The organism is Metabacillus flavus, assembly GCF_018283675.1.
Taxonomy (GTDB): Bacteria; Bacillota; Bacilli; order Bacillales; family Bacillaceae; genus Metabacillus_B; species Metabacillus_B flavus.
This window is the reverse complement of sequence record NZ_JAGVRK010000001.1, coordinates 3,787,109-3,807,247: the sequence shown is the minus strand read 5'-3', so window position 1 is coordinate 3,807,247 and position 20,139 is coordinate 3,787,109. Positions and strand designations below refer to the sequence as shown.

General features: G+C 46.7%; 18 protein-coding genes. 12 read left to right on the top strand and 6 right to left on the bottom strand.

All coding sequences use genetic code 11. The annotated features are described in order from the left end of the window. The first annotated feature begins 36 nt into the window (after positions 1-36). Together pta and lipL are read left to right on the top strand one after the other, a co-directional pair. Positions 37-1,011, top strand: coding sequence for a phosphate acetyltransferase (gene pta / locus J9317_RS19390; protein WP_211561660.1), 975 nt, complete (start codon positions 37-39; stop codon positions 1,009-1,011). A 585-nt stretch (positions 1,012-1,596) separates the two neighbouring features. Next, on the top strand, positions 1,597-2,439 hold the full coding sequence (gene lipL, locus J9317_RS19385) for an octanoyl-[GcvH]:protein N-octanoyltransferase (RefSeq protein ID WP_211561658.1): 843 nt from the start codon (positions 1,597-1,599) through the stop codon (positions 2,437-2,439). A gap of 60 nt (positions 2,440-2,499) precedes the next feature. On the opposite strand, the gene J9317_RS19380 is transcribed toward lipL, so the two are convergent. Further along, the gene (locus J9317_RS19380) at positions 2,500-3,270 is read right to left on the bottom strand and encodes an RsfA family transcriptional regulator (protein WP_284143287.1); all 771 of its coding nucleotides are present in this window, start codon (positions 3,268-3,270) and stop codon (positions 2,500-2,502) included. Between the two features lie 242 nt (positions 3,271-3,512). On the opposite strand from J9317_RS19380, the gene J9317_RS19375 reads away from it, so the two are divergent. The 3 genes from J9317_RS19375 to J9317_RS19365 all read left to right on the top strand — a co-directional run bounded on the left by J9317_RS19375 (position 3,513) and on the right by J9317_RS19365 (position 5,760). Then, entirely contained in the window at positions 3,513-3,737 is a 225-nt protein-coding gene (locus tag J9317_RS19375) for a YuzB family protein (protein ID WP_211561656.1), read from the top strand. Between the two features lie 176 nt (positions 3,738-3,913). Then, positions 3,914-5,221 carry an HD domain-containing protein gene (locus tag J9317_RS19370; protein WP_211561654.1) on the top strand — a complete coding sequence of 436 codons (1,308 nt, stop codon included), beginning with the start codon at positions 3,914-3,916 and terminating at the stop codon, positions 5,219-5,221. A 32-nt stretch (positions 5,222-5,253) separates the two neighbouring features. Beyond that, positions 5,254-5,760 carry a YwgA family protein gene (locus tag J9317_RS19365; protein ID WP_211561652.1) on the top strand — a complete coding sequence of 169 codons (507 nt, stop codon included), beginning with the start codon at positions 5,254-5,256 and terminating at the stop codon, positions 5,758-5,760. A gap of 670 nt (positions 5,761-6,430) precedes the next feature. On the opposite strand, the gene J9317_RS19360 is transcribed toward J9317_RS19365, so the two are convergent. Both J9317_RS19360 and thmT read right to left on the bottom strand, forming a co-directional pair. Further along, on the bottom strand, positions 6,431-7,195 hold the full coding sequence (locus tag J9317_RS19360; RefSeq protein WP_211561650.1) for an arylamine N-acetyltransferase family protein: 765 nt from the start codon (positions 7,193-7,195) through the stop codon (positions 6,431-6,433). 62 nt (positions 7,196-7,257) lie between these two features. Further along, positions 7,258-7,443, bottom strand: coding sequence for a 2-hydroxymuconate tautomerase (gene thmT, locus J9317_RS19355; RefSeq protein WP_211561648.1), 186 nt, complete (start codon positions 7,441-7,443; stop codon positions 7,258-7,260). 133 nt (positions 7,444-7,576) lie between these two features. Here thmT and J9317_RS19350 point away from each other — a divergent pair, with 133 nt between their 5' ends. Together J9317_RS19350 and J9317_RS19345 are read left to right on the top strand one after the other, a co-directional pair. Beyond that, entirely contained in the window at positions 7,577-8,242 is a 666-nt protein-coding gene (locus J9317_RS19350) for a site-2 protease family protein (RefSeq protein ID WP_211562519.1), read from the top strand. A gap of 13 nt (positions 8,243-8,255) precedes the next feature. Then, complete coding sequence (locus tag J9317_RS19345) at positions 8,256-8,765, top strand: YwhD family protein (protein WP_211561646.1); 510 nt, start codon at positions 8,256-8,258, stop codon at positions 8,763-8,765. A gap of 36 nt (positions 8,766-8,801) precedes the next feature. Here the strand turns inward: J9317_RS19345 and J9317_RS19340 are convergent, their stop codons facing one another. Further along, positions 8,802-10,868, bottom strand: a complete 2,067-nt coding sequence (locus J9317_RS19340) for a transglycosylase domain-containing protein (RefSeq protein ID WP_211561644.1) — start codon at positions 10,866-10,868, stop codon at positions 8,802-8,804. 236 nt (positions 10,869-11,104) lie between these two features. On the opposite strand from J9317_RS19340, the gene speE reads away from it, so the two are divergent. The 4 genes from speE to argS all read left to right on the top strand — a co-directional run bounded on the left by speE (position 11,105) and on the right by argS (position 15,114). After that, positions 11,105-11,935 (top strand): spermidine synthase, encoded by an 831-nt coding sequence (speE, locus tag J9317_RS19335; protein WP_211561642.1) that lies wholly within the window; start codon positions 11,105-11,107, stop codon positions 11,933-11,935. A gap of 55 nt (positions 11,936-11,990) precedes the next feature. Continuing rightward, positions 11,991-12,869 (top strand): agmatinase, encoded by an 879-nt coding sequence (gene speB / locus J9317_RS19330; RefSeq protein WP_211561640.1) that lies wholly within the window; start codon positions 11,991-11,993, stop codon positions 12,867-12,869. A gap of 146 nt (positions 12,870-13,015) precedes the next feature. Next, the gene (locus tag J9317_RS19325) at positions 13,016-13,447 is read left to right on the top strand and encodes a YwiB family protein (RefSeq protein WP_211561638.1); all 432 of its coding nucleotides are present in this window, start codon (positions 13,016-13,018) and stop codon (positions 13,445-13,447) included. Continuing rightward, the gene (argS, locus tag J9317_RS19320) at positions 13,444-15,114 is read left to right on the top strand and encodes an arginine--tRNA ligase (RefSeq protein ID WP_211561636.1); all 1,671 of its coding nucleotides are present in this window, start codon (positions 13,444-13,446) and stop codon (positions 15,112-15,114) included. Before J9317_RS19325 ends, argS begins: the two co-directional genes overlap by 4 nt. A gap of 463 nt (positions 15,115-15,577) precedes the next feature. On the opposite strand, the gene uvsE is transcribed toward argS, so the two are convergent. Beyond that, entirely contained in the window at positions 15,578-16,537 is a 960-nt protein-coding gene (gene uvsE, locus J9317_RS19315) for a UV DNA damage repair endonuclease UvsE (protein ID WP_211561634.1), read from the bottom strand. A 27-nt stretch (positions 16,538-16,564) separates the two neighbouring features. Continuing rightward, entirely contained in the window at positions 16,565-17,761 is a 1,197-nt protein-coding gene (cls, locus tag J9317_RS19310) for a cardiolipin synthase (RefSeq protein WP_211561632.1), read from the bottom strand. A 205-nt stretch (positions 17,762-17,966) separates the two neighbouring features. On the opposite strand from cls, the gene J9317_RS19305 reads away from it, so the two are divergent. After that, entirely contained in the window at positions 17,967-20,078 is a 2,112-nt protein-coding gene (locus J9317_RS19305; RefSeq protein ID WP_211561630.1) for a (Fe-S)-binding protein, read from the top strand. Positions 20,079-20,139: the final 61 nt, after the last annotated feature.

The following is a 20,139-nucleotide window of genomic DNA, read 5'->3' as shown; positions in this document are numbered from 1 at the left end:
GAAGCATTAGAGGCACTAAATAAGGAGGGCATTCATTTGTCAGATTTGTTTGCAACGTTAAAAGAAAAAGTTACCGGTAAAGATATAAAAATCGTTCTTCCTGAGGGAACAGACGAGCGTATTCTTGAGGCAGCATCCCGTCTGGCTGCAGAAGGCGTATTAAAGCCAATCGTGATTGGAAACAAGCAGGAGGTTGAGCAGAAAGCGGCTGAACTGAATGTAAAGCTTGATGGTGTTGAAATTAAAGACCCGAACAGCTTCGAAGGCTTTGAAGACATGGTTCAGGCATTTGTTGAACGCCGTAAAGGAAAAGCGACAGAAGAGCAGGCGCGTGAAATTCTGAAAGACGAGAACTACTTCGGCACGATGCTTGTGTATACTGGACAAGCTCAAGGATTGGTAAGCGGAGCAGCTCACTCCACAGCCGATACCGTTCGCCCGGCACTTCAAATCATCAAAACAAAGCAAGGCGTGAAAAAAACATCCGGCGTATTCATCATGGTCCGCGGAGACGAAAAATACGTATTTGCTGACTGTGCCATTAACATTGCTCCAGACGCTCAGGATTTGGCTGAAATTGCTGTTGAAAGTGCGAATACAGCAAGCATGTTTGACATCGAACCGCGCGTTGCGATGCTGAGCTTTTCAACTAAGGGATCAGCTAAATCTCCCGAAACGGAAAAAGTTTCAGAAGCAGTAAACATCGCAAAAGAATTGGCTCCAAACCTGGTACTTGACGGCGAATTCCAGTTTGATGCGGCATTCGTTCCATCTGTAGCAGAAAAGAAAGCCCCGGATTCCGTAATCAAAGGCGATGCGAATGTATTTGTATTCCCAAGCCTTGAAGCAGGAAACATCGGCTACAAAATCGCTCAGCGTTTAGGAAACTTCGAAGCAGTCGGACCGATCCTTCAAGGCCTGAACATCCCGGTAAATGACCTATCCCGCGGCTGCAGTGCAGAGGACGTCTACAAGCTTTCTCTTATAACAGCAGGACAAACGGTACAATAATTATAAGTGAGCCGGACTAAAAGGGTGGGAAATCCTTTGGGTGCCGGCTCTTTTTTTTAGGGGGTTCCCTTTTAGGGAGGGGCCAGTCCCGACATCCTTCACCGCAGCGGGGGACAGAGGCCGTACAGCGCAAGCCCTTCTGTATCAACGGTTTGAAGATGTGGTGCCAGAGCTTTAATGCGGTAAAATTACGGGGGACTGGCACGGTGCCAGTCCCGGCATGCTTCACCGCAGCGGGGGACAGAGGTTGCACAGTGCGAGCCCTTATGTATCAACGGTTTGAAGAGATGGTGCCGGAGCTTTAATACGGTAAAATTGCAGGGGACTGGCCCCGCCCCGCTGCCGCAGATGGCCCCGCCCCGCTGCCGCAGATGGCCCCGCCCCGCTGCCGCAGATGGCCCCGCCCCGCTGCCGCAGATGGCCCCGCCACGCTGCCGCAGATGGCTCCGCTAACCACAGAAGAGTCAACCCCGCTGCAGCAGTTCTCCCCTAACCGAGGAAGTGCCACTCCCTTTTTCTGCACCGAATAGTTCATGCTATAATAAAAACACTGCATAACGATCGGATAGAAAGGATTACATGACCATGACAGAAAAGTCTTTAAGCCTATTAATGCAGCCTGAATGGAGGATACTGGATCAGTCCAGTCTTGGACCCCAATTTGACGCAAAGCAGTCATTTGCTTATGATGACACTCTTTGCACGTCAGCTGGATCTCTGGCGTCCCCTGCGACGGCCAGGACGTGGGTTCATCACGACACCATTGTTTTAGGGATACAGGATTCCCGGCTGCCTTTTATTGAAGAAGGGATTAAGTATTTAACCTCTCAAGGTTACCGCACAGTCGTCAGGAATTCAGGCGGCCTCGCTGTTGTACTGGATGAAGGGGTGCTGAACATCTCTCTTATTTTCCCTGAAACAGATAAAGGAATTGATATAAACAGAGGATATGACGCCATGTGGGAGCTGATCAAGGTGATGTTCCCCGAGCAGGCATTTGCCATAGAAGCAAAAGAGATCACGGGCTCCTATTGCCCCGGAAGCTATGATTTGAGCATAGGCGGCAAAAAGTTCGCGGGAATATCACAAAGGCGTCTCCGAAACGGAGTTGCTGTGCAAATTTATCTTTGCGTCACCGGCAGCGGATCGGACCGTGCGGAGGTTATCCGGAATTTTTACGATAAGAGTCTGAAGGGAATGGCGACAAAGTTTGAATACCCCGTCATTGTTCCGGAAGTAATGGCGTCTTTAAGCGAGCTTTTCGGACGGGAGATGAGCATTCAGGATGTGATGCTCAAACTCCTTACAGCATTGAAAAACCTAAGCGGACGGATTTTTTCTTCCTCTCTTTCTATGGAGGAGCAGCTGATTTTCGAGAAAAACTTAACCCGGATGATAGAAAGAAACAAGAAAATAGGGATTTCCTAAAAAGAGACGCCCCCGAAACGGGAGCGTCTTCTATATTAAATAGGGGGAGGGGGCAAAGGGTTATTCGGCTACTTTTTCAAGGTTTCCATTCCGGTCCATCTTGAACTTTGGAGCGGAACGGTCTTCCTCTTCAAACAGGGTCAGCTTTCTTGCGCGATTCATAATTTTCATTAGTGTTTCGTAGTCTTCCTGAATTGTATCAGAATCCTCTTCCATTTTAGCAATTTTGATTTCCAGTTCTTCATTCCGTCTTGAAAGCTCTTCCAGCTCACGCTTTAAGCGGATATTTTCCTGCTTAAGCGCGGTATTGTGGTTCGCCCGGCTTTCGTATGTCTCAAGAAACGAAATGACCTGATCCATCGTAATTGCTCCTGCTGATACAGGTAAACTAGCAGGCTGTTTAAGGGTTGTATAGGAAACCCCATTCAATTCCTCGTAGTCCAGCTCTTCATCATGCACAGGTGCTGTATAGGATGAAATAGCAGGTTCATAGGTTTGCTCCTCTGCGAACTCCTCTTTATATACGGGCTTAACCGCTGCAGATGGTGCCTCAGGCGGTGCGTAGAGCAGCTTTTTCTTAGCCGGCTGGCCTTTTCCAAGTGCTCTCATTTTTTGTTTCCGCTGTTTTTTCGCAAGCTGCAGCGCTTTCTCATATTGATGGCGAACGACTGCGTTCCAGCGGAATCCGCAAGCGGCGGATGTGCGGTTTAATTTATCTCCAACTTCTTCAAATGCATTCAGCTGCGTACTTCCTTCACGTACATGACGCAGAACGGTTTCGGCAAGCAGCAGGTCATTTTCTTCAGACCAGGCATCCTGTCTCTGTTTCATGATCTCAACTCCCATTAACTGTAATGTTTTCCTGCTAACAGAATGTCCGGATTTAAAATCTTTTATACATTTTTTTGAAAGGATAATAGAAAAATTTTGAAAGTTTCGGAAGATGATTGAATTCCTTCTGAGGTTGCATGAGGGGAATAATCGGGGTAAAATAGCCCTTAGTGTTTAAAAAGACAATAAGGGCTCTAGCTCTTACTATAGAAATTTTCATTAAAGAAAGGAAATGGGGATTCATGGCGAATGAATTTCGTATTTGCGACGATTGCCAGGCAACCAACATAAAAACGCTTGTCCCCCGCTTGAAAAAAGCGGACCCCGATGCAGCAATTGATATCGGCTGCCAATCATACTGCGGACCGGGCAGAAAAAAATCGTTTGCATTCGTAAATAACCGTCCGATTTCAGCCTTGAGCGAGGATGAACTGCTGGATAAAATTGAAAAAAAACTGCACAAATAAATCGCCGGGCATTTTTTTGCCTTGGTGATTTTTTTCTTTTTGCTATTCCGATTATTCAACCTCTAAATAGGGCAATACATGACTATGCCCTCGATTTCAAAATATAGAATTTTTTCATTCAGCTAAACCTTGAAAACAGCTATAATGGATACAAGTAAAACGGAAGAGGGAAAAGAATGGCAAATCGCAACGGTAAATTGTCCGAAGAAAAGGTATTTAAAGACCCGGTTCACCGTTATATTCATGTCCGGGACAAGCTGATTTGGGACCTGATCGGCACGCCTGAATTTCAGCGTCTGCGGAGAGTCCGCCAGCTTGGCACAACCTATCTTACTTTTCACGGGGCCGAGCATAGCCGGCTGAATCATTCTCTGGGAGTATACGAAATTGTCCGGAGGATCGTTGATGACGTCTTCAATGGAAGACCAGAATGGAACGAGGAAGAACGCCTTGTCAGTCTTTGTGCGGCTTTGCTGCATGACCTGGGACACGGGCCATTTTCCCATTCCTTCGAAAAGGTTTTCCATATGGACCATGAAGACTTTACCCGCAGAATTATTCTAGAAGATACCGAGGTCAATCGGGTACTGAAAACGGAAGGCAGAGACTTCCCGAAAAAAGTGGCAGAGGTCATCGCTAAAACCTACTCCAATAAACAGGTGGTTTCATTAATCTCAAGCCAGATTGATGCCGACCGAATGGATTACCTGCAGCGTGATGCCTACTATACAGGAGTGAGCTATGGTCATTTCGATATGGAGCGGATTCTTCGCGTCATGAGGCCGAGAGAGGATCAGGTTGTCATTAAATACAGCGGAATGCATGCTGTAGAAGATTACATCATGAGCCGATATCAAATGTATTGGCAAGTTTATTTCCATCCCGTTACACGAAGTGCGGAAGTCATATTAACGAAAATCCTTCACCGTGCGAAGCAGCTTCATAAAGAGTATTATTCCTTTAAACAGGAACCTGTTCACTTCTACTCATTATTTGAAGACGAAGTCACCTTGAAGGATTATTTGAAACTGGATGAATCTGTCATTCTCTTTTATTTTCAGGCTTGGGAAGAGGAGGAAGATGAAATTCTCTCAGACCTGTGCCGCCGGTTTTTGAACCGGAATCTATTTAAATATGTTGAATTCAACCCGTCCAATGAACAGATGATGAAGCTGATGGAGCTGAAAGCCCTGTTTAAGAAAGCGGGAATCGACCCTGAATATTACCTTGTCCTGGATTCTTCATCCGATCTGCCGTACGATTTTTACCGTCCTGGAGAAGAGGAAGAACGCCTTCCCATTCATCTGCTTATGCCAAGCGGCGAAGTCAGGGAATTGTCCAGACAGTCGGAAATCGTAGACGCCATTTCCGGAAAAAGAAGAACGGACCACAAGCTGTATTTTCCGCGTGACCTCATAGAAGATTTATCAACAAAGCGAACGGCAAAGAAAAAGATTATGGAACTGCTCAATCTGAATAGATAGAGAGAAAAACGGAGTTAGGAGATGACGGGGAATTGCTTAACGAACACGCAAAAGTCTTGAAGGTGTTTTCGTCGGCCGGAGAAGTCATTGGACGGAAGAAACTTCAAAAAATGATCTACATTGCGAAGAAAATCGATTATCCATTTTATGAAAAATATGATTTTCACTTTTACGGACCATACTCTGAGGAACTGACCCTCAGGATTGAAGAACTGTGCAACCTTGGATTTGTAGATGAAGTTCGGGAAAAGAAAGGCGGCTATTATCAATACCGCTACAATCTGACCGAATCCGGAAATGAATTTTTGGCTAACCATGACCTTGATATTCCGCCCCTCGACGCCTGCATGACCGACTTGAACGGTCAATCCGCCCGGTTCCTTGAACTCGTATCCACCGTCCTGTATTTTGACAGTCTCGAGCGGGAAGAAGTAAAGGAAAAGGTGTTTACCCTTAAAAGCAAACAGAAGTACACAGAAGAAGAAGTGGATGAGGCGTACACGTATGTGGAAGCGCTGAAGGAGAAAACAAAGCATTAAGGTAAACGGGGCTGATCCAATGGATTGGCCTCGTTTTTTCTGTTAATCACCGCCTGGTTTACAGGGTCTGGTGCCCTTTGCACTGACCCCCATCGAATCAACGCAGCGGGGGCCAGAGCAAAAAATCAGTCAGCCAGCGCCAGATCGGCGATCGAAGGGTGAGGGGACGGAGGTTTAGTGCTTTAGCAGAGCGGGGGTCAGTGCATTGCACTGACCCCCATTGAATCACCGCAGTGGGGGCCAGAGCAAAAAACGGGCTAGCCAGCGCCAGATCCACGATCGAAGAGTGAGGGGGCGGAGGTTTAGTGCTTTAGCATAGTGAGGGTCAGTGCAAAAACCATGCTCGCACTCTGTAAACCTTTTAACCGTCACACGGTGCCAGTCCCCACTTACTTCACCGCAGCCGGGGACAGAGACTATACTCTTTGAAGCCTTGCCCAGCAAGAGATTGAAGAATGGGTGCCGGAGCTTTATCTCACTAATAGGCAGCGGGTCAGGCACGGTGCCAGTCCCCACATGCTTCACCGCAGCCGGGGACAGAGGCAATACTCTTTAAAGCCTTTCCCGGCAAGGGTTAAAAAAACGGGTGCCGGAGCTTTAGTTCACTAATGAAGCGCGGGTCAGGAACCCGCGCCGCTTATTATCTGCAAATCCATTAGCAGAGCAAGGGTCAGTGCAAACCAAACTCTCTCTCAGCAATCTCCGCAAATTCCACAGCAGAAATTCCGTGCTTATCTGTATGACCGCCCTCCGTTACCGAAAAGGATGACGGGGATAACGTTTTAAAACCAGCTTCCATCCTCATTGCAGCCAGCGGCTTCTTATTAAACGGAGAGTCAGGGTGTTCGTGGATTTTTGCCTGCATGTCTTGCAGGTCAGCTAGATTCAATTGGCTGTCTGCGTTAAAAGCGTACCCCGTTTTCCAGGCATCCTCCGCAAGCTTCATTTCAAGCAGATGGCTGCCTTCGCTCGTCTCTTTTTCTATGATTCGAAATTGGCCTGCAGATGATTCTATGATTTCGCCATTCATCGGAATCTGCTTTTGAGCGACATTCGTTCCAAATCCAGCGTCCAGAATATAGGAGCCTTCTCCTGTGCGGATTAAGACAGCGGCGTGGGTACCGCTTAGGCTCCATTCCTGTGCCTCATGGTTGAATACGGTTCCCTGGACAAGCTGGGCATCAAGATTATTCTCCAGTAAAAAATAGTACAGAATCGGATTTAATTCGTAGCAAACTCCGCCTTGTTTCTGCTCAATGATTTTATTGGAGAGGGCTTCCGCATCGAGTGGAGTTCTTTTGTTCTGCAGAATCGAGAGGTTTTCGAATGGAATATGATATGAAAAGGCTGTTAAAATAGTCTCAAGGTCGCGAAATTGTAAGCGTCCTTTGTCTTTCAGGCCGATTCTTTTTAGAAATGACGGATGCAGTTTCATCTGTTTATTCCTCCTTATCTAAAAAACGGCCCGCCGATCACTCGGTAAGCCGTTTATCATGATTACATATCGCTTAAACGTTTTCCGGCAACACCGTAGTGGTTTTTCGTCATTTCTTCAATGAAAACGACGATTTTGTCTTCGGCTGCTCCAGTGGTTTCAGATACAGCGGCCGTTACTTTTTCAACGAGGGCTTTTTTCTGCTCTTCTGTACGGCCTTCCAGCATTTTTACAGTTATGTACGGCATTTTAGAATCGCTCCTTTACAATTGTTTGAATCCATAAGAACTTGAGACTGATATTCATCCTTAAATATAGTATACTTTAATCAGAAAATAGATGCAGTGATTATGTGTCAAAGGAGAAGTGTGCGTGGAAGATATTCTCAGTTTTTTGGCCTTTGATTTAGAAGTGCTGCCATATGTTATCCTTACCCTGCTGGCTGCATTTACGGTGCATGAATTTGCACATGCCTATGTTGCATATAAATTTGGGGATCCGACAGCGAAAAATGAGGGCAGACTAACCTTGTCGCCGATTGCCCACTTGGACCCTTTCGGTACGATCCTGATTTTACTTGCCGGTTTTGGATGGGCGAGGCCTGTTCCGGTTAACCGGTTTTACTTTAAAAAGCCAAGACTTGCAGGGGTGCTGGTTTCTGTTGCAGGGCCGGTGAGCAATCTGCTGATGGCCTTTTTAGGCACGGCTGTATGGAGCATCCTCCTCGTATCGGGAACGGCTGAAAGCTTCTCCCCTCCAGTCACGGATGCATTGAAAAACTTCTTTGATATTTTTGTCGGCTTAAACGTGACATTATTCCTGTTTAACCTGCTTCCGCTGCCTCCCCTTGATGGTTACCGGATACTGGAGGATTTGGCTCCAAGGACATGGAGACCTAGAATGACGCAGTTTGAAACGTACGGATTCATTGTGTTTATTGTATTATTCGTTACACCTCTCGATCAGTATACGGTTTGGCCGTTTCTGGAAACGGGCAGGTATTTAGTTATGAATCTTTTTTATGGGATATTAAACCCGCTGTTTTAGGAGGCTTTTTACAATGGAAGAAAAAAAGAAAAAGAGCATAGGCTTTAATATAATTAAAAGTGACCCTACAGACGGGCATGGAGGCTATGGAGTCGGAGCGCTCAGCCTCGATAACATCTCTCCGGTTTTCGTGGACGTAAATGAAGGGGAAGCGTTTGTCGATATCGGGGCGATGCATGCCCGCAGTGTGGTTGAAAAAGGCATTAAATTCCTTCCGAATAAAGAGGATGTACCGGATGCAAAACCATTCTGGCTGGTCTGGGTAACCATCGACCGCAAGCCGGAAGGACCTTACTACGCCGGTGTGACAGCCTGTGAGATGACCGTCAACCGGGAAATCAGAAGAGGCTATAAATCCCTTCCCGAGCATGTGAATAAAATGGATAAATCCATGAAACGGCAAATCATGGTCGAGCATATGGATGAGAAATCCAAAGAGATTCTAGCCCAATTCCTCATATCCCACGATGCCGGAATGTGGCAGCGTTCAGAGGCGAAGCTGAAGGAAGATTTGAAGGCTTGAAATAAAGAAAACCGAGCAGTTCGCCGCTCGGTTTTTCTAATCCCAAAATTTTAATTTCTTCCAGAAGCTTTCCTTCTTTTTCTCATGCTTTTTCCCGGGCGCTGTTTTATGATCCAGATGATCCGTACACATTTCTGTCGGTTCGGTTCCGGCCAGGTAATAAACAAAACGCTTAACCGGACAGCCGGGACCGGCAAGCTTGCCATTCTCCGGGTTAATGTAGACGCCGGTAACACCTTCGGGAGGCTTGAACTCCTTCAGCGGTTTTTCACGTAATGCATCTTCCATAAACCCGGCCCAAATGTTTTTTGCATAGGCGCGCTCTTCGACTTGCTCCAGAGCCTTATCGCGGTCGTAGCCCGTCCACACTCCCGTTACAAGCTCCGGACTGTAGCCGATCATCCAGCTGTCTGTCTGGGTTGTGCCGGATTTGCCAGCGTAGGAACGCGTCAGTTTTTTGGCGATTTGCCCGCCTGTTACAGAGGTATAAGAGCTCAGCTTCGTATCAAACATTCCCATCATCAGCTGGGTTGTCACAAAGGCTGCCTTTTCATTTAAAACCTGTTTCCCAGCCGCTGCATTCCCTTTATAGAGAACATTTCCGGTTCCATCCTCGATCCTTGTTACATACACCGGTCTGATTTTTTTTCCTCCATTGGCAAGCATTCCATAAGCATTCACCATTTCTTCAAGCCTCGCCGGCGCTGTTCCAAGTGCAAGCGATGGAAGTTCAGGAAGCTTGCTGGTTATTCCTGCCAATCGAGCGGTCTCAGCGAGCTTTTCCGGTCCGATAAACAGATGGGTTTTAACAGCATAAATGTTATCTGAGAGGGCAATCGCCTGGGCGAGAGTGATCGGCCCGTTTGCATAGTAGTCATTGTAGTTGCTTGGTTTATACGATGATTTTCCCGAATCGTATTCAAAGACTGTCGGTTTGCTGACCATCATAGTAGATGGCGTGAAACCGTTTTGGATGGCTGCATAGTACAGGAACGGTTTGATTGTCGAGCCGGGCTGCCTGAAGGCTTGTGTTACCCGGTTGAATGGACTCTTATCATAGTCCCGTCCTCCTGCCATTGCCCGTACCGCTCCGGTTTTCGGATCGATGGAAATCAGCCCTGTCTGGATAGCGGAATCGGGATCAATGACGTCTTTCACCTGTTTTTCAGCTTTTTGCTGAAGTACAGGATCAAGCGTAGTGTAAATTTTTAAGCCGCGGGTCGATAGGGCACCCTGTTCAACACCAAGCAGCCGGGCCGTTTCTTTCAATGCCTGATCATAAAAATAGGGAGCATCCGTTTTTGCTTCCTCCTCGGGCTTCGGCCCTGCATAAATAAGAGGCTCCTGCTCTGCTGAAACTGCCTGCTCATGTTTGATGGCACCTGCACTGACAAGCGAGCTGAGGATCAGTTTCTGCCGCTCCTTTGCTCTTTTTTCATTTAAAAAAGGAGAGAATAGGCTTGGTCCTTTAGGAATCCCGGCAAGCATGCTCGCTTCGGCAAGCGTCAATTCTTTAGCGCTTTTCCCGAAATACGTTTTCGAAGCCGCTTCAATCCCGTACGCCCCGTGCCCGTAATAAATAGTATTTAAATAGCCTTCAAGTATTTCATCCTTACTGTAGTTCACCTCTAGGCGAACCGTATAAAAAGCTTCCGTCAGTTTCCTTGTCCATGTTTTGTCATGGCTTAAATAAAGATTCCTGGCGTACTGCTGTGTAATCGTACTGGCACCCTGAATTTTGGCCATTGCTTTCAAATCGGCTAATGCCGCTCCGGCAATCCGTTTAAAATCAAATCCGTGATGTTCGAAATAGTGGCGGTCCTCTATAGCTAAAGTGGCCTTAACCGCATACGGGGAAATATCCTCAAGGTTCGTCCAATAGCGTTTTTCCCCATAATGCGTTTCTCCCAATTTTGACTGATCGCTTGCAAATAGAATGGTTGACTGTGGTACGTTTAAAGACGGAGGCCCCTGCAGCTTGGCAGTAAGCAGAACCATGCCCGCGGCTATGGACATCAATGCGAGCAGCATCAAGCCGATGAAAAATAAAGCGCGAACCAGTTTAATTGTCCGGCGGATTCTTGAAGGATGGATCACGTTCATTTTTTTACACCCCGTTTCGTCTTAAATCTCTTCTTACCATTATGGAAAAAGATCTGTATTTCTAAACAGTCGGGGGCCGATAGTCCTTAAAAATTTCTTGCATTTTTGCAGGATTCCTCTATACTTTTTTAGAGGTTGAGATAGGGTTTTGTTTTAGGCGGTTGGGGTAGGTTAAACTGTGTACAAACAAGATGGTCTCTGAAATGACAACACATACTTGAAAGGATGATCAAAACATGTCCGAACTTTGGTATACAGAGAAGCAGACTGACAGCTTTGGAATCACGATGAAAATTAAACGCACTTTACATACAGAACAAACGGAATTTCAGCACCTTGAAATGGTAGAAACCGAGGAGTTCGGAAACATGCTGTACTTGGACGGCATGGTCATGACGTCTCAAAAGGACGAGTTTGTTTATCACGAAATGGTTGCGCACGTTCCTCTTTTCACTCACCCGAATCCTGAAAACGTTCTGGTAGTAGGCGGAGGAGACGGCGGAGTTATACGCGAAATCCTGAAGCACCCAAGCGTGAAGAAAGCAACGCTTGTTGATATCGATGGAAAAGTAATCGAGTACTCCAAGAAATACTTGCCGGAAATCGCCGGGAAGCTTGATGATCCCCGCGTAGACGTAAAAGTAGGAGACGGCTTCCTTCATATTGCTGAGAGCGAAAACGAGTATGACGTGATTATGGTAGACAGCACAGAGCCTGTTGGACCGGCTGTAAACCTCTTCACGAAAGGCTTCTACGCTGGTATTTCAAGAGCGCTAAAAGACGACGGAATTTTCGTTGCCCAGTCGGACAACCCTTGGTTCACGCCTGATTTGATCCGCAACGTACAGCGCGACGTCCGCGAAATCTTCCCGATTACTAACCTTTATATCGCAAACATCCCAACGTATCCAAGCGGTATGTGGACATTCACCATCGGATCAAAAAAATACAATCCGCTTGAAGTGCCGGAAGACCGTTTCCACGAAATTGAAACAAAATACTATACAAAAGAGCTTCATAAAGCAGCTTTCGTGCTGCCGAAATTTGTACAGGACTTAACGAAATAAGATGAATCAAAAGGGCGTTTAACCGAACGCCCTTTCCTAAATTGGAGGGTGAAAAATGAAATTTGATGAAGCTTATTCAGGTAACGTATTTATTAAAAGCCACCCGTCTTATGAGGAAAGCGAGGCGGTTATTTACGGCATGCCAATGGACTGGACCGTGAGCTACCGTCCGGGATCAAGATTCGGCCCGTCCCGCATCCGCGAAGTGTCCATCGGCCTCGAGGAGTACAGCGCGTATTTAGACCGTGAGCTGGAAGAGGTTAAATACTTTGACGCCGGCGACATCCCTTTGCCGTTCGGCAACCCGCAGCGCAGCATTGACATGATTGAGGAGTACATTGACGGGCTTATGGCAGCGGACAAGTTCCCGCTTGGCATGGGCGGAGAGCATCTTGTATCATGGCCTGTCATGAAAGCTGTCGCGAAGAAATATCCGGATTTGGCCATCATTCATATGGATGCACATACGGACCTTCGTGAAGAATATGAAGGAGAGCCGCTCTCCCATTCCACTCCGATCCGTAAAATTGCTGAACACATCGGACCTGAAAATGTGTACTCTTTCGGAATCCGTTCCGGAATGAAGGAAGAATTCCAATGGGCAAAGGAAGCAGGCATGCACATTTCAAAATTCGAAGTGCTCGAGCCTCTGAAAGAAATTTTGCCGCAGCTTGCCGGACGTCCGGTATACGTAACGATCGACATTGACGTATTGGATCCTGCTCACGCTCCTGGAACGGGAACCGTAGACGCAGGCGGCATCACTTCCAAGGAATTGCTTGCATCCATCCATGAAATCGCCCGTTCTGAAGTCAAAGTGGTTGGAGCTGACCTTGTAGAAGTTGCCCCAATCTACGATCCATCCGAGCAAACAGCGAACACCGCAAGCAAGCTGATTCGCGAAATGATTTTAGGCTGGGTTCAAAAACGATAAACGAACAACAGGACTGTTCACATAAAGCGCCGGTTTTGGCGATTTATACCGGACAGTCCGTTTTTATTTCCAATTCCCCCATGCTATTGAACTTTGCATGAAGAATCTTTATACTATTGTAGTTATAGTGGAAGGATGTGTCTTAGATGAAGGAACAGACACCAGTAAGCCTCTACATTCATTCAAAGATCCGAAATGAAGGAGAAACGGAAACGATTGAATTCCGTTCAAGCGGCAGCTTTTACATAAAAGATTCGGTTCCTTACCTTACTTACAAGGAAGAGCAGGAATACGGCACGATTCAGACCATCGTGAAAATGAAGCCAGAGGAAACGATTGTCTTCAGGTCAGGCGCTGTCTCCATGAAACAGCGTTTTATTAAGGATGCTGAAACGCTCACACATTACAAAACCCCTCTCGGAACTCTTCAAATGACTACCTATACATCGAGGGTAGCTCAAATCATTAACCATGAATCGGCTGAAGGCAAACTGGAGATTGAATACGAACTGCATATGGGGGAAGGGCAAACTCACCTTCACACCCTTTTGATTGATTTTAAGGAGGCCAAGTCATGAACATCGTCGAGCAAATGAAAGAACGTTTAAAACAGGAAGTAAAAGCTTCAGTTCAACATGCAGGGCTTGCAGAAGCATCCCAAATACCGGACGTTGTGCTGGAAGTGCCTAAAGAAAAAGCGCACGGCGATTTTTCAACAAACATGGCTATGCAGCTGGCGAGAGTCGCTAAAAAAGCGCCGCGCATGATTGCAGAAGAGATCGTCAATCATTTCGATAAAGAAAAAGCTTCCATTAAAAAAATTGAAATCGCAGGGCCAGGTTTTATCAATTTTCACATGAACAACGCCTATCTTACAGACCTTGTACCGGCTATTTTAGATGCTGGTGACAAATATGGAGAGTCCAATATTGGAAACGGCGAAAAGCTTCAAGTGGAGTTTGTGTCCGCCAATCCAACGGGTACGCTTCACCTTGGACATGCCCGCGGCGCAGCCGTAGGTGATTCGCTTTGCAATATCCTTGCTAAAGCAGGCTATGATGTATCCAGAGAATATTACATCAATGATGCAGGAAATCAAATCAATAATCTTGCCCTTTCCATTGAAGCCCGCTATCTTCAGGCACTCGGCCAGGATACACCGATGCCGGAGGACGGCTACCACGGCAAGGATATCCAGGAAATCGGCCAAAAGCTTGCGGACGAATATGGAGATCGCTTCGTTTCAGAAGAACGGGATGAACGTCTCGGCTTCTTCCGTGAATACGGGCTGAAATTCGAAATGGATAAACTGAAAAAGGACCTGGATGAATTCCGCGTGCCGTTTGATGTGTGGTACTCTGAAACAAGTCTTTATCAGAACGGGAAAATTGACCATGCCCTTGAAGCTCTTCGCGAAAAAGGACACATCTTTGAAGAAGAGGGCGCAACATGGTTCCGCTCTACTGAATTCGGTGATGACAAAGACCGCGTTTTAATTAAAAACGACGGCTCTTACACATACCTGACTCCGGACATTGCGTATCACAAGGACAAGCTGGACCGCGGCTTCACAAAGCTCATCAACATCTGGGGTGCCGATCACCATGGCTACATTCCCCGAATGAAAGCGGCGATTGAAGCACTTGGCTATGGGAAAGAAACGCTTGAGGTCGAAATCATTCAGCTCGTTCATCTCTACAAAGACGGCGAGAAAATGAAAATGAGCAAACGAACCGGAAAAGCGGTTACGATGCGCGATTTGATGGAAGAGGTCGGTCTTGACGCAGTCCGCTACTTCTTCGCTATGAGAAGTGCAGACACTCACATGGACTTTGACATGGATCTCGCTGTATCCAAATCCAATGAAAATCCTGTATTCTACGCTCAATACGCTCATGCTCGTATATGCAGCATGCTGCGCCAGGGCGAGGAAAAAGGTCTTTCATACGACCGCGAAAATGTGCTCGGTTCAGACCTTTCCGAAAAGGAAATCGACCTGCTAAAAAAATTAGGCGAGTTCCCGGAAACCGTAGCAGACGCTGCCCAAAAACGGATTCCGCATAAAATCACCCACTATATTTTCGACCTGGCTTCTACTCTGCACAGCTTCTACAACGCAGAAAAAGTGCTGGACCCGGAAAACGACGATAAATCCAAAGCCCGTCTCGCTCTCATGAAAGCGACTCAGCATACATTGAAAAATGCCCTGACGCTCATTGGAGTATCGGCTCCGGAAAAGATGTAAGGTCTTGGCCCCCGTACCTTTTAGGTATGGGGGTCTTGTTTTGTACTTTGTTTTTGTACTTTGTTTTTGTACTTTGTTTTTGTACTTTGTTTTTGTACTTTGCACTGACCCCGCCGCTTCACCGCATAAGGGGACAGAGGAAGAGAGCTGCAATCCCTTGGTGCGTAAGAGTTTGCAGGGTGCGGTGCCAGAGGTTTAGTGCTTTATCAGAGCGGGGGTCAGTGCACTGCACTGACCCCCGTTGCACCACCGCATCAGGGGACAGAGGAAGAGAGCTGCAATCCCTTGGTACGTAAGAGTTTACAGGATGCGGTGCCGGAGCTTTAGTGCTTTAGCAGAGTGGGGGTCAGTGCAAACCCGCACACTGCGAGTGCAAACCGCATACTACCAGTGCAAACCCCGCACACTGCGAGTGCAAACCCCGCACACTGCGAGTGCAAACCCCCCCCACAACACCCCCACATCACCAAACCACACTCCCCCCATCCACACGTTTCACCCCGCGAATCGCTGAAATTTCCTCGATCAGCTTCAACAGAGCCAAATCCTTCATCTTCGCTTCAATCATCACATCCACATCGACGTCAAATTCCTTCAGCATTTTGAGCAGCGGTCTAATAAACTCAAGATCCACGTAATCGGAATGGCTGCGATATTCTTTTTCTGATTTTGGTGAAGAGATATGGATTTTTGGTGAAAGGCCTGTCTGTCTCCATGTATCAAAAAATCTTGGAAGCAGATCCTCCAATTTTTGCCCGCCTTCGTTTTTATTTGCCTGATGGTGATGATAATCAAACATGAGCGGGATGCCGCCTTTTTCACATACCTGCAAGGTTTCTTCCGTTGTATAGGTTTTGTCGTCATTTTCAAGAGTCATTCTCGAAAAAACAGGGGAAGAGAGCGATTGAATGTTTACAAAGAAGCGCTCAGCCGATGCCGTTTTATCCCCATACGCTCCACCAACATGAAGGTTGATCAAGCCTTCCTTCTCGAGACCCATCGCTTCTAGCATCGCATAGTGATACTCCATGTCCATCACTGAGTTTTCAGTGATGGATGGCCGATCACTTGTGAACAGCGTATACTGGCTCGGGTGGAAGCTTGTCCGGATCTTGTTTTTCTTTACCAGCTCTCCAATTTCTTTAAATTGATCCTTAAATGGCGCGACAAAATCCCAGCTTGCTTCAGGGTGAGTGGCGAGCGGAACAAGGCTCGAAGAAAAGCGGTAAAGATGGATTTCGTGCGCAATGTTGTAATGAATGATGCGCAGCGTATGCTCAAGGTTTTGCTTCGTCACACGGTGAAGCGCTTCATAGCGTTCACTTTCTTCGAGCTTTTGATATCTTGCATAGGTCATCGTCTTTGAGGGGGAGCAGTCCCAAAGGGAAAGGGCGTTAGCAACATAACCAAACCGTATCTTCATTTCTCTCTCCTTTTCACCGCATGTGCCTTACAGGAAAAAGGACACAGCGGAGGCGGCTTTTTCTTTCGCTCTCTGCCACAGCGGTCTTTGTAAATAGTCTTCATACAACAGCTGTTCCGAATCATGAATATCCTTTAGGATGCTCGTCCTGACTTTTGCTGTAAAAGCTTTGTCTTGGATCAAAGCATTCATCTCATCATTTAAATACATGCTCCGCTTATCAAAGTTTGCGGTTCCGATATCACAGAAATCGTCATCGGCCATAATGATTTTGGCATGATAGAATCCCAGATAAAATCGGTAAACCTCTGCTCCTGCTTTCAGCAAAGGACCGTAATACGGAAAAGCCGCCTCCTTCACAAAAAGGTGATCAGAGCGCATGGGAACGATGATTTTTACTTTTACCCCTCTTTCAAGTGCGCGAAGCAGCTCAATCTGCAGCTTCGCACCGGGGATAAAATAGGGCGTGCAAATAATCAGCTCTTTTTTGGCTCGATGAATAAAAGAAAGGAACTGCTCATCGAGGGCTTTTCCGTAAGTAGAAACAAACCGGTATGAAATGCTGCCGTCTGCTTCAGGCGGGAATTTGGCTTTGTCTAAATACCTTCCACCCGCATTTCGCCAATCTTTGCAGAATTGCTCCTCGAGGTCCTGAATGCCGGCTCCGGTAAAAGACAGATGGTAATCGCGCCAGTATCCGAGCTTTGGATTTTTCCCTATGTATTCCTTCCCGATGTTATAGCCGCCCAAGTAGCCGGTTTTATGATCGATAACGGTGATCTTCCGGTGATTCCTGGCGAGCAGCGTAAAGAAGAAAAATGGAAATTTAGGGTTGTGTGAGTAGATAAGCGCCACTCCCTGATCCTGAATCTGCTTTAAAAGGTTTTTAGGGGCTTTGGCCGATCCGATCCGGTCCAGCATCAAACAGACCTTCACGCCTTCCTCGGCTTTTCGGCCTAGAATCTTCAAGAAGCTCTGACTGATTTCCTCATCATTTTTGATAATGTAAAAGCTTGCATAAATACAAGTAGACGCCTGCTTTAAATCATTGAAATAGTGTGTGTAAAATTCCTGTCCATCAGAAAAAAACTGAATATCTCCCTTGCGGATTGGATAGGACTGGAGCCCGGCCTTCCGCACATGGCGGCTGTAAGCGATGGAAAAATCAATGCGGATCCAAACGGTTATGAGCAGGGCAAGAAGTATTAGGATAAAAAAGGCCATAGAGGTTCCTTCCTTCAAATAATAGATGTACCCTTATCATGGACGAGTAAGGGAAAATTATGAAAAAAGATTAAGGGAAAAGGATTGACTGAATGCTCATTCATAATTATGATAATGGTAGGGATAATTTCTGAAAATTTGTTTGGTTTAAAATTTTCAATAGAAATGGGAGAAATCACATACACATCAGATAGGGGGAAACAGAATGAGCATACTGCTTTGGATCAATCTTATTGCATTCTTGCTTGTAACCGCTTACGCAGTTGCGCTGTTTGTTCATTTAATCCGTTCCCGGATCGCATATATCCGGATGGGCAGAAAAGAAGAGTTTGACGGGAAATGGAAAGACCGGCTTGATCGGATTTGGGTAAACGTCTTTGGCCAGAAGAAGCTGCTGAAGGATAAAAAGAGCGGAATCATTCATGTTATGTTCTTTTACGGATTTATCCTCGTCCAGTTTGGGGCGATAGATTTTATTATAAAAGGGCTGTCTCCAGGGGCGCATCTGCCGCTTGGACCGCTTTATCCCGGCTTTACTTTTTTCCAGGAAATCGTAACGCTTGTCATTCTTATTGCCGTCGTCTGGGCGTTTTACAGACGCTATATTGAAAAGCTTGTCCGTTTAAAGCGGAATTTTAAAGCGGGACTCGTCCTGATATTTATCGGAGGCTTAATGATCTCCGTGCTTCTAGGAAATGCAATGGGCATCATTTGGCATGATCATGAACTGACATGGACAGAGCCGATTGCTTCGTCGCTTGCGTTCATTTTCGGCTTTATGAATGAAACGGCCGCTATCGTCGTTTTTTACGTATCCTGGTGGGTGCATTTGCTGATTTTGCTGACGTTCCTTGTATACGTCCCTCAATCCAAGCATGCCCACTTAATCGCAGGGCCGGCCAATACATTCTTCTCCAGAGTGGGACCGCCTGCAAAGCTTGAAAAGATTGATTTTGAAGATGAATCAAAGGAATCCTTCGGGGTTGGAAAAATAGAAGATTTTAAACAGTCCCAGCTGATTGATCTTTATGCCTGTGTAGAATGCGGAAGGTGCACAAATATGTGTCCTGCAACCGGAACAGGCAAAATGCTTTCACCAATGGACCTGATTTTGCGGTTAAGGGATCATCTCACAGACAAGGGGGCTGCCGTAACGTCTCAGACACCTTGGGTACCGGCTTTCGCCTTTGCTGAAACACAGGGAAATCAGCTGGCCATGGCTTCAGCTGGTCAGGGATCCAAAGAAGCGGCCGCAGCTGCAGCGTACAATCCGAGCCTTATTGGCGAAGTAATCACGGAAGAAGAGATTTGGGCTTGTACGACTTGCAGGAACTGTGAGGATCAGTGTCCGGTTATGAACGAACACGTCGATAAGATTATTGATCTTCGCCGCTATCTTGTTTTAACAGAAGGTAAGCTTGATGCTGATGCACAGCGTGCAATGACGAACATTGAGCGTCAGGGAAATCCGTGGGGACTAAACCGGAAAGAACGCGAAAACTGGCGTGAAGCGCGCGAGGATGTGGTCATCCCGACGGTGAAAGAGCTTCAAAAACAGGAGGAAGAGTTTGAATACCTGTTCTGGGTAGGCTCCATGGGTTCCTTCGACAACCGCAGCCAGAAAATTGCCCTTTCCTTTGCGAAGCTGATGAATGAAGCGGGTGTGAAGTTTGCGATTCTCGGCAATAAGGAGAAAAACTCAGGCGATACGCCTAGAAGACTTGGAAATGAATTCTTATTCCAGGAGCTCGCGACGAAGAATATTGATGAATTCGAGAAAATCGGTGTGAAAAAGATCGTCACGATCGATCCGCATGCCTACAATATTTTCAAAAATGAGTATCCGGACTTTGGACTGAATGCGGAGGTTTATCATCATACTGAACTGCTTGCAAAGCTTGTGAAGGAAGGCAGGCTTAAGCCGGTCCATGAAGTGAAAGAGACGATTACCTTCCATGATTCCTGCTACCTTGGCCGCTACAATGATGTATACGATGCGCCAAGGGACCTTTTAAAAGCAATTCCTGGCGTCAAGCTTGTTGAAATGGCCCGTAAGCGCGAAACAGGAATGTGCTGCGGAGCGGGCGGCGGTTTAATGTGGATGGAAGAGGATACAGGAACCCGCATCAATGTAGCGAGAACCGAACAGGCGCTTGCTGTAAATCCAACCGTGATCAGCTCGGGATGTCCTTACTGTCTGACCATGCTCAGCGATGGGACGAAGGCAAAGGAAGTCGAGGAAACGGTATCCACCTACGATGTAGCCGAGCTGCTTGAAAAATCGGTCATTGGAGATGTGAAGAAGGAAATTGCATAAAATCGGGAGATAAGGCGGTGCTGTATGTACTGCCTGTCCCTTTTTAACTGAACTGAGCGAG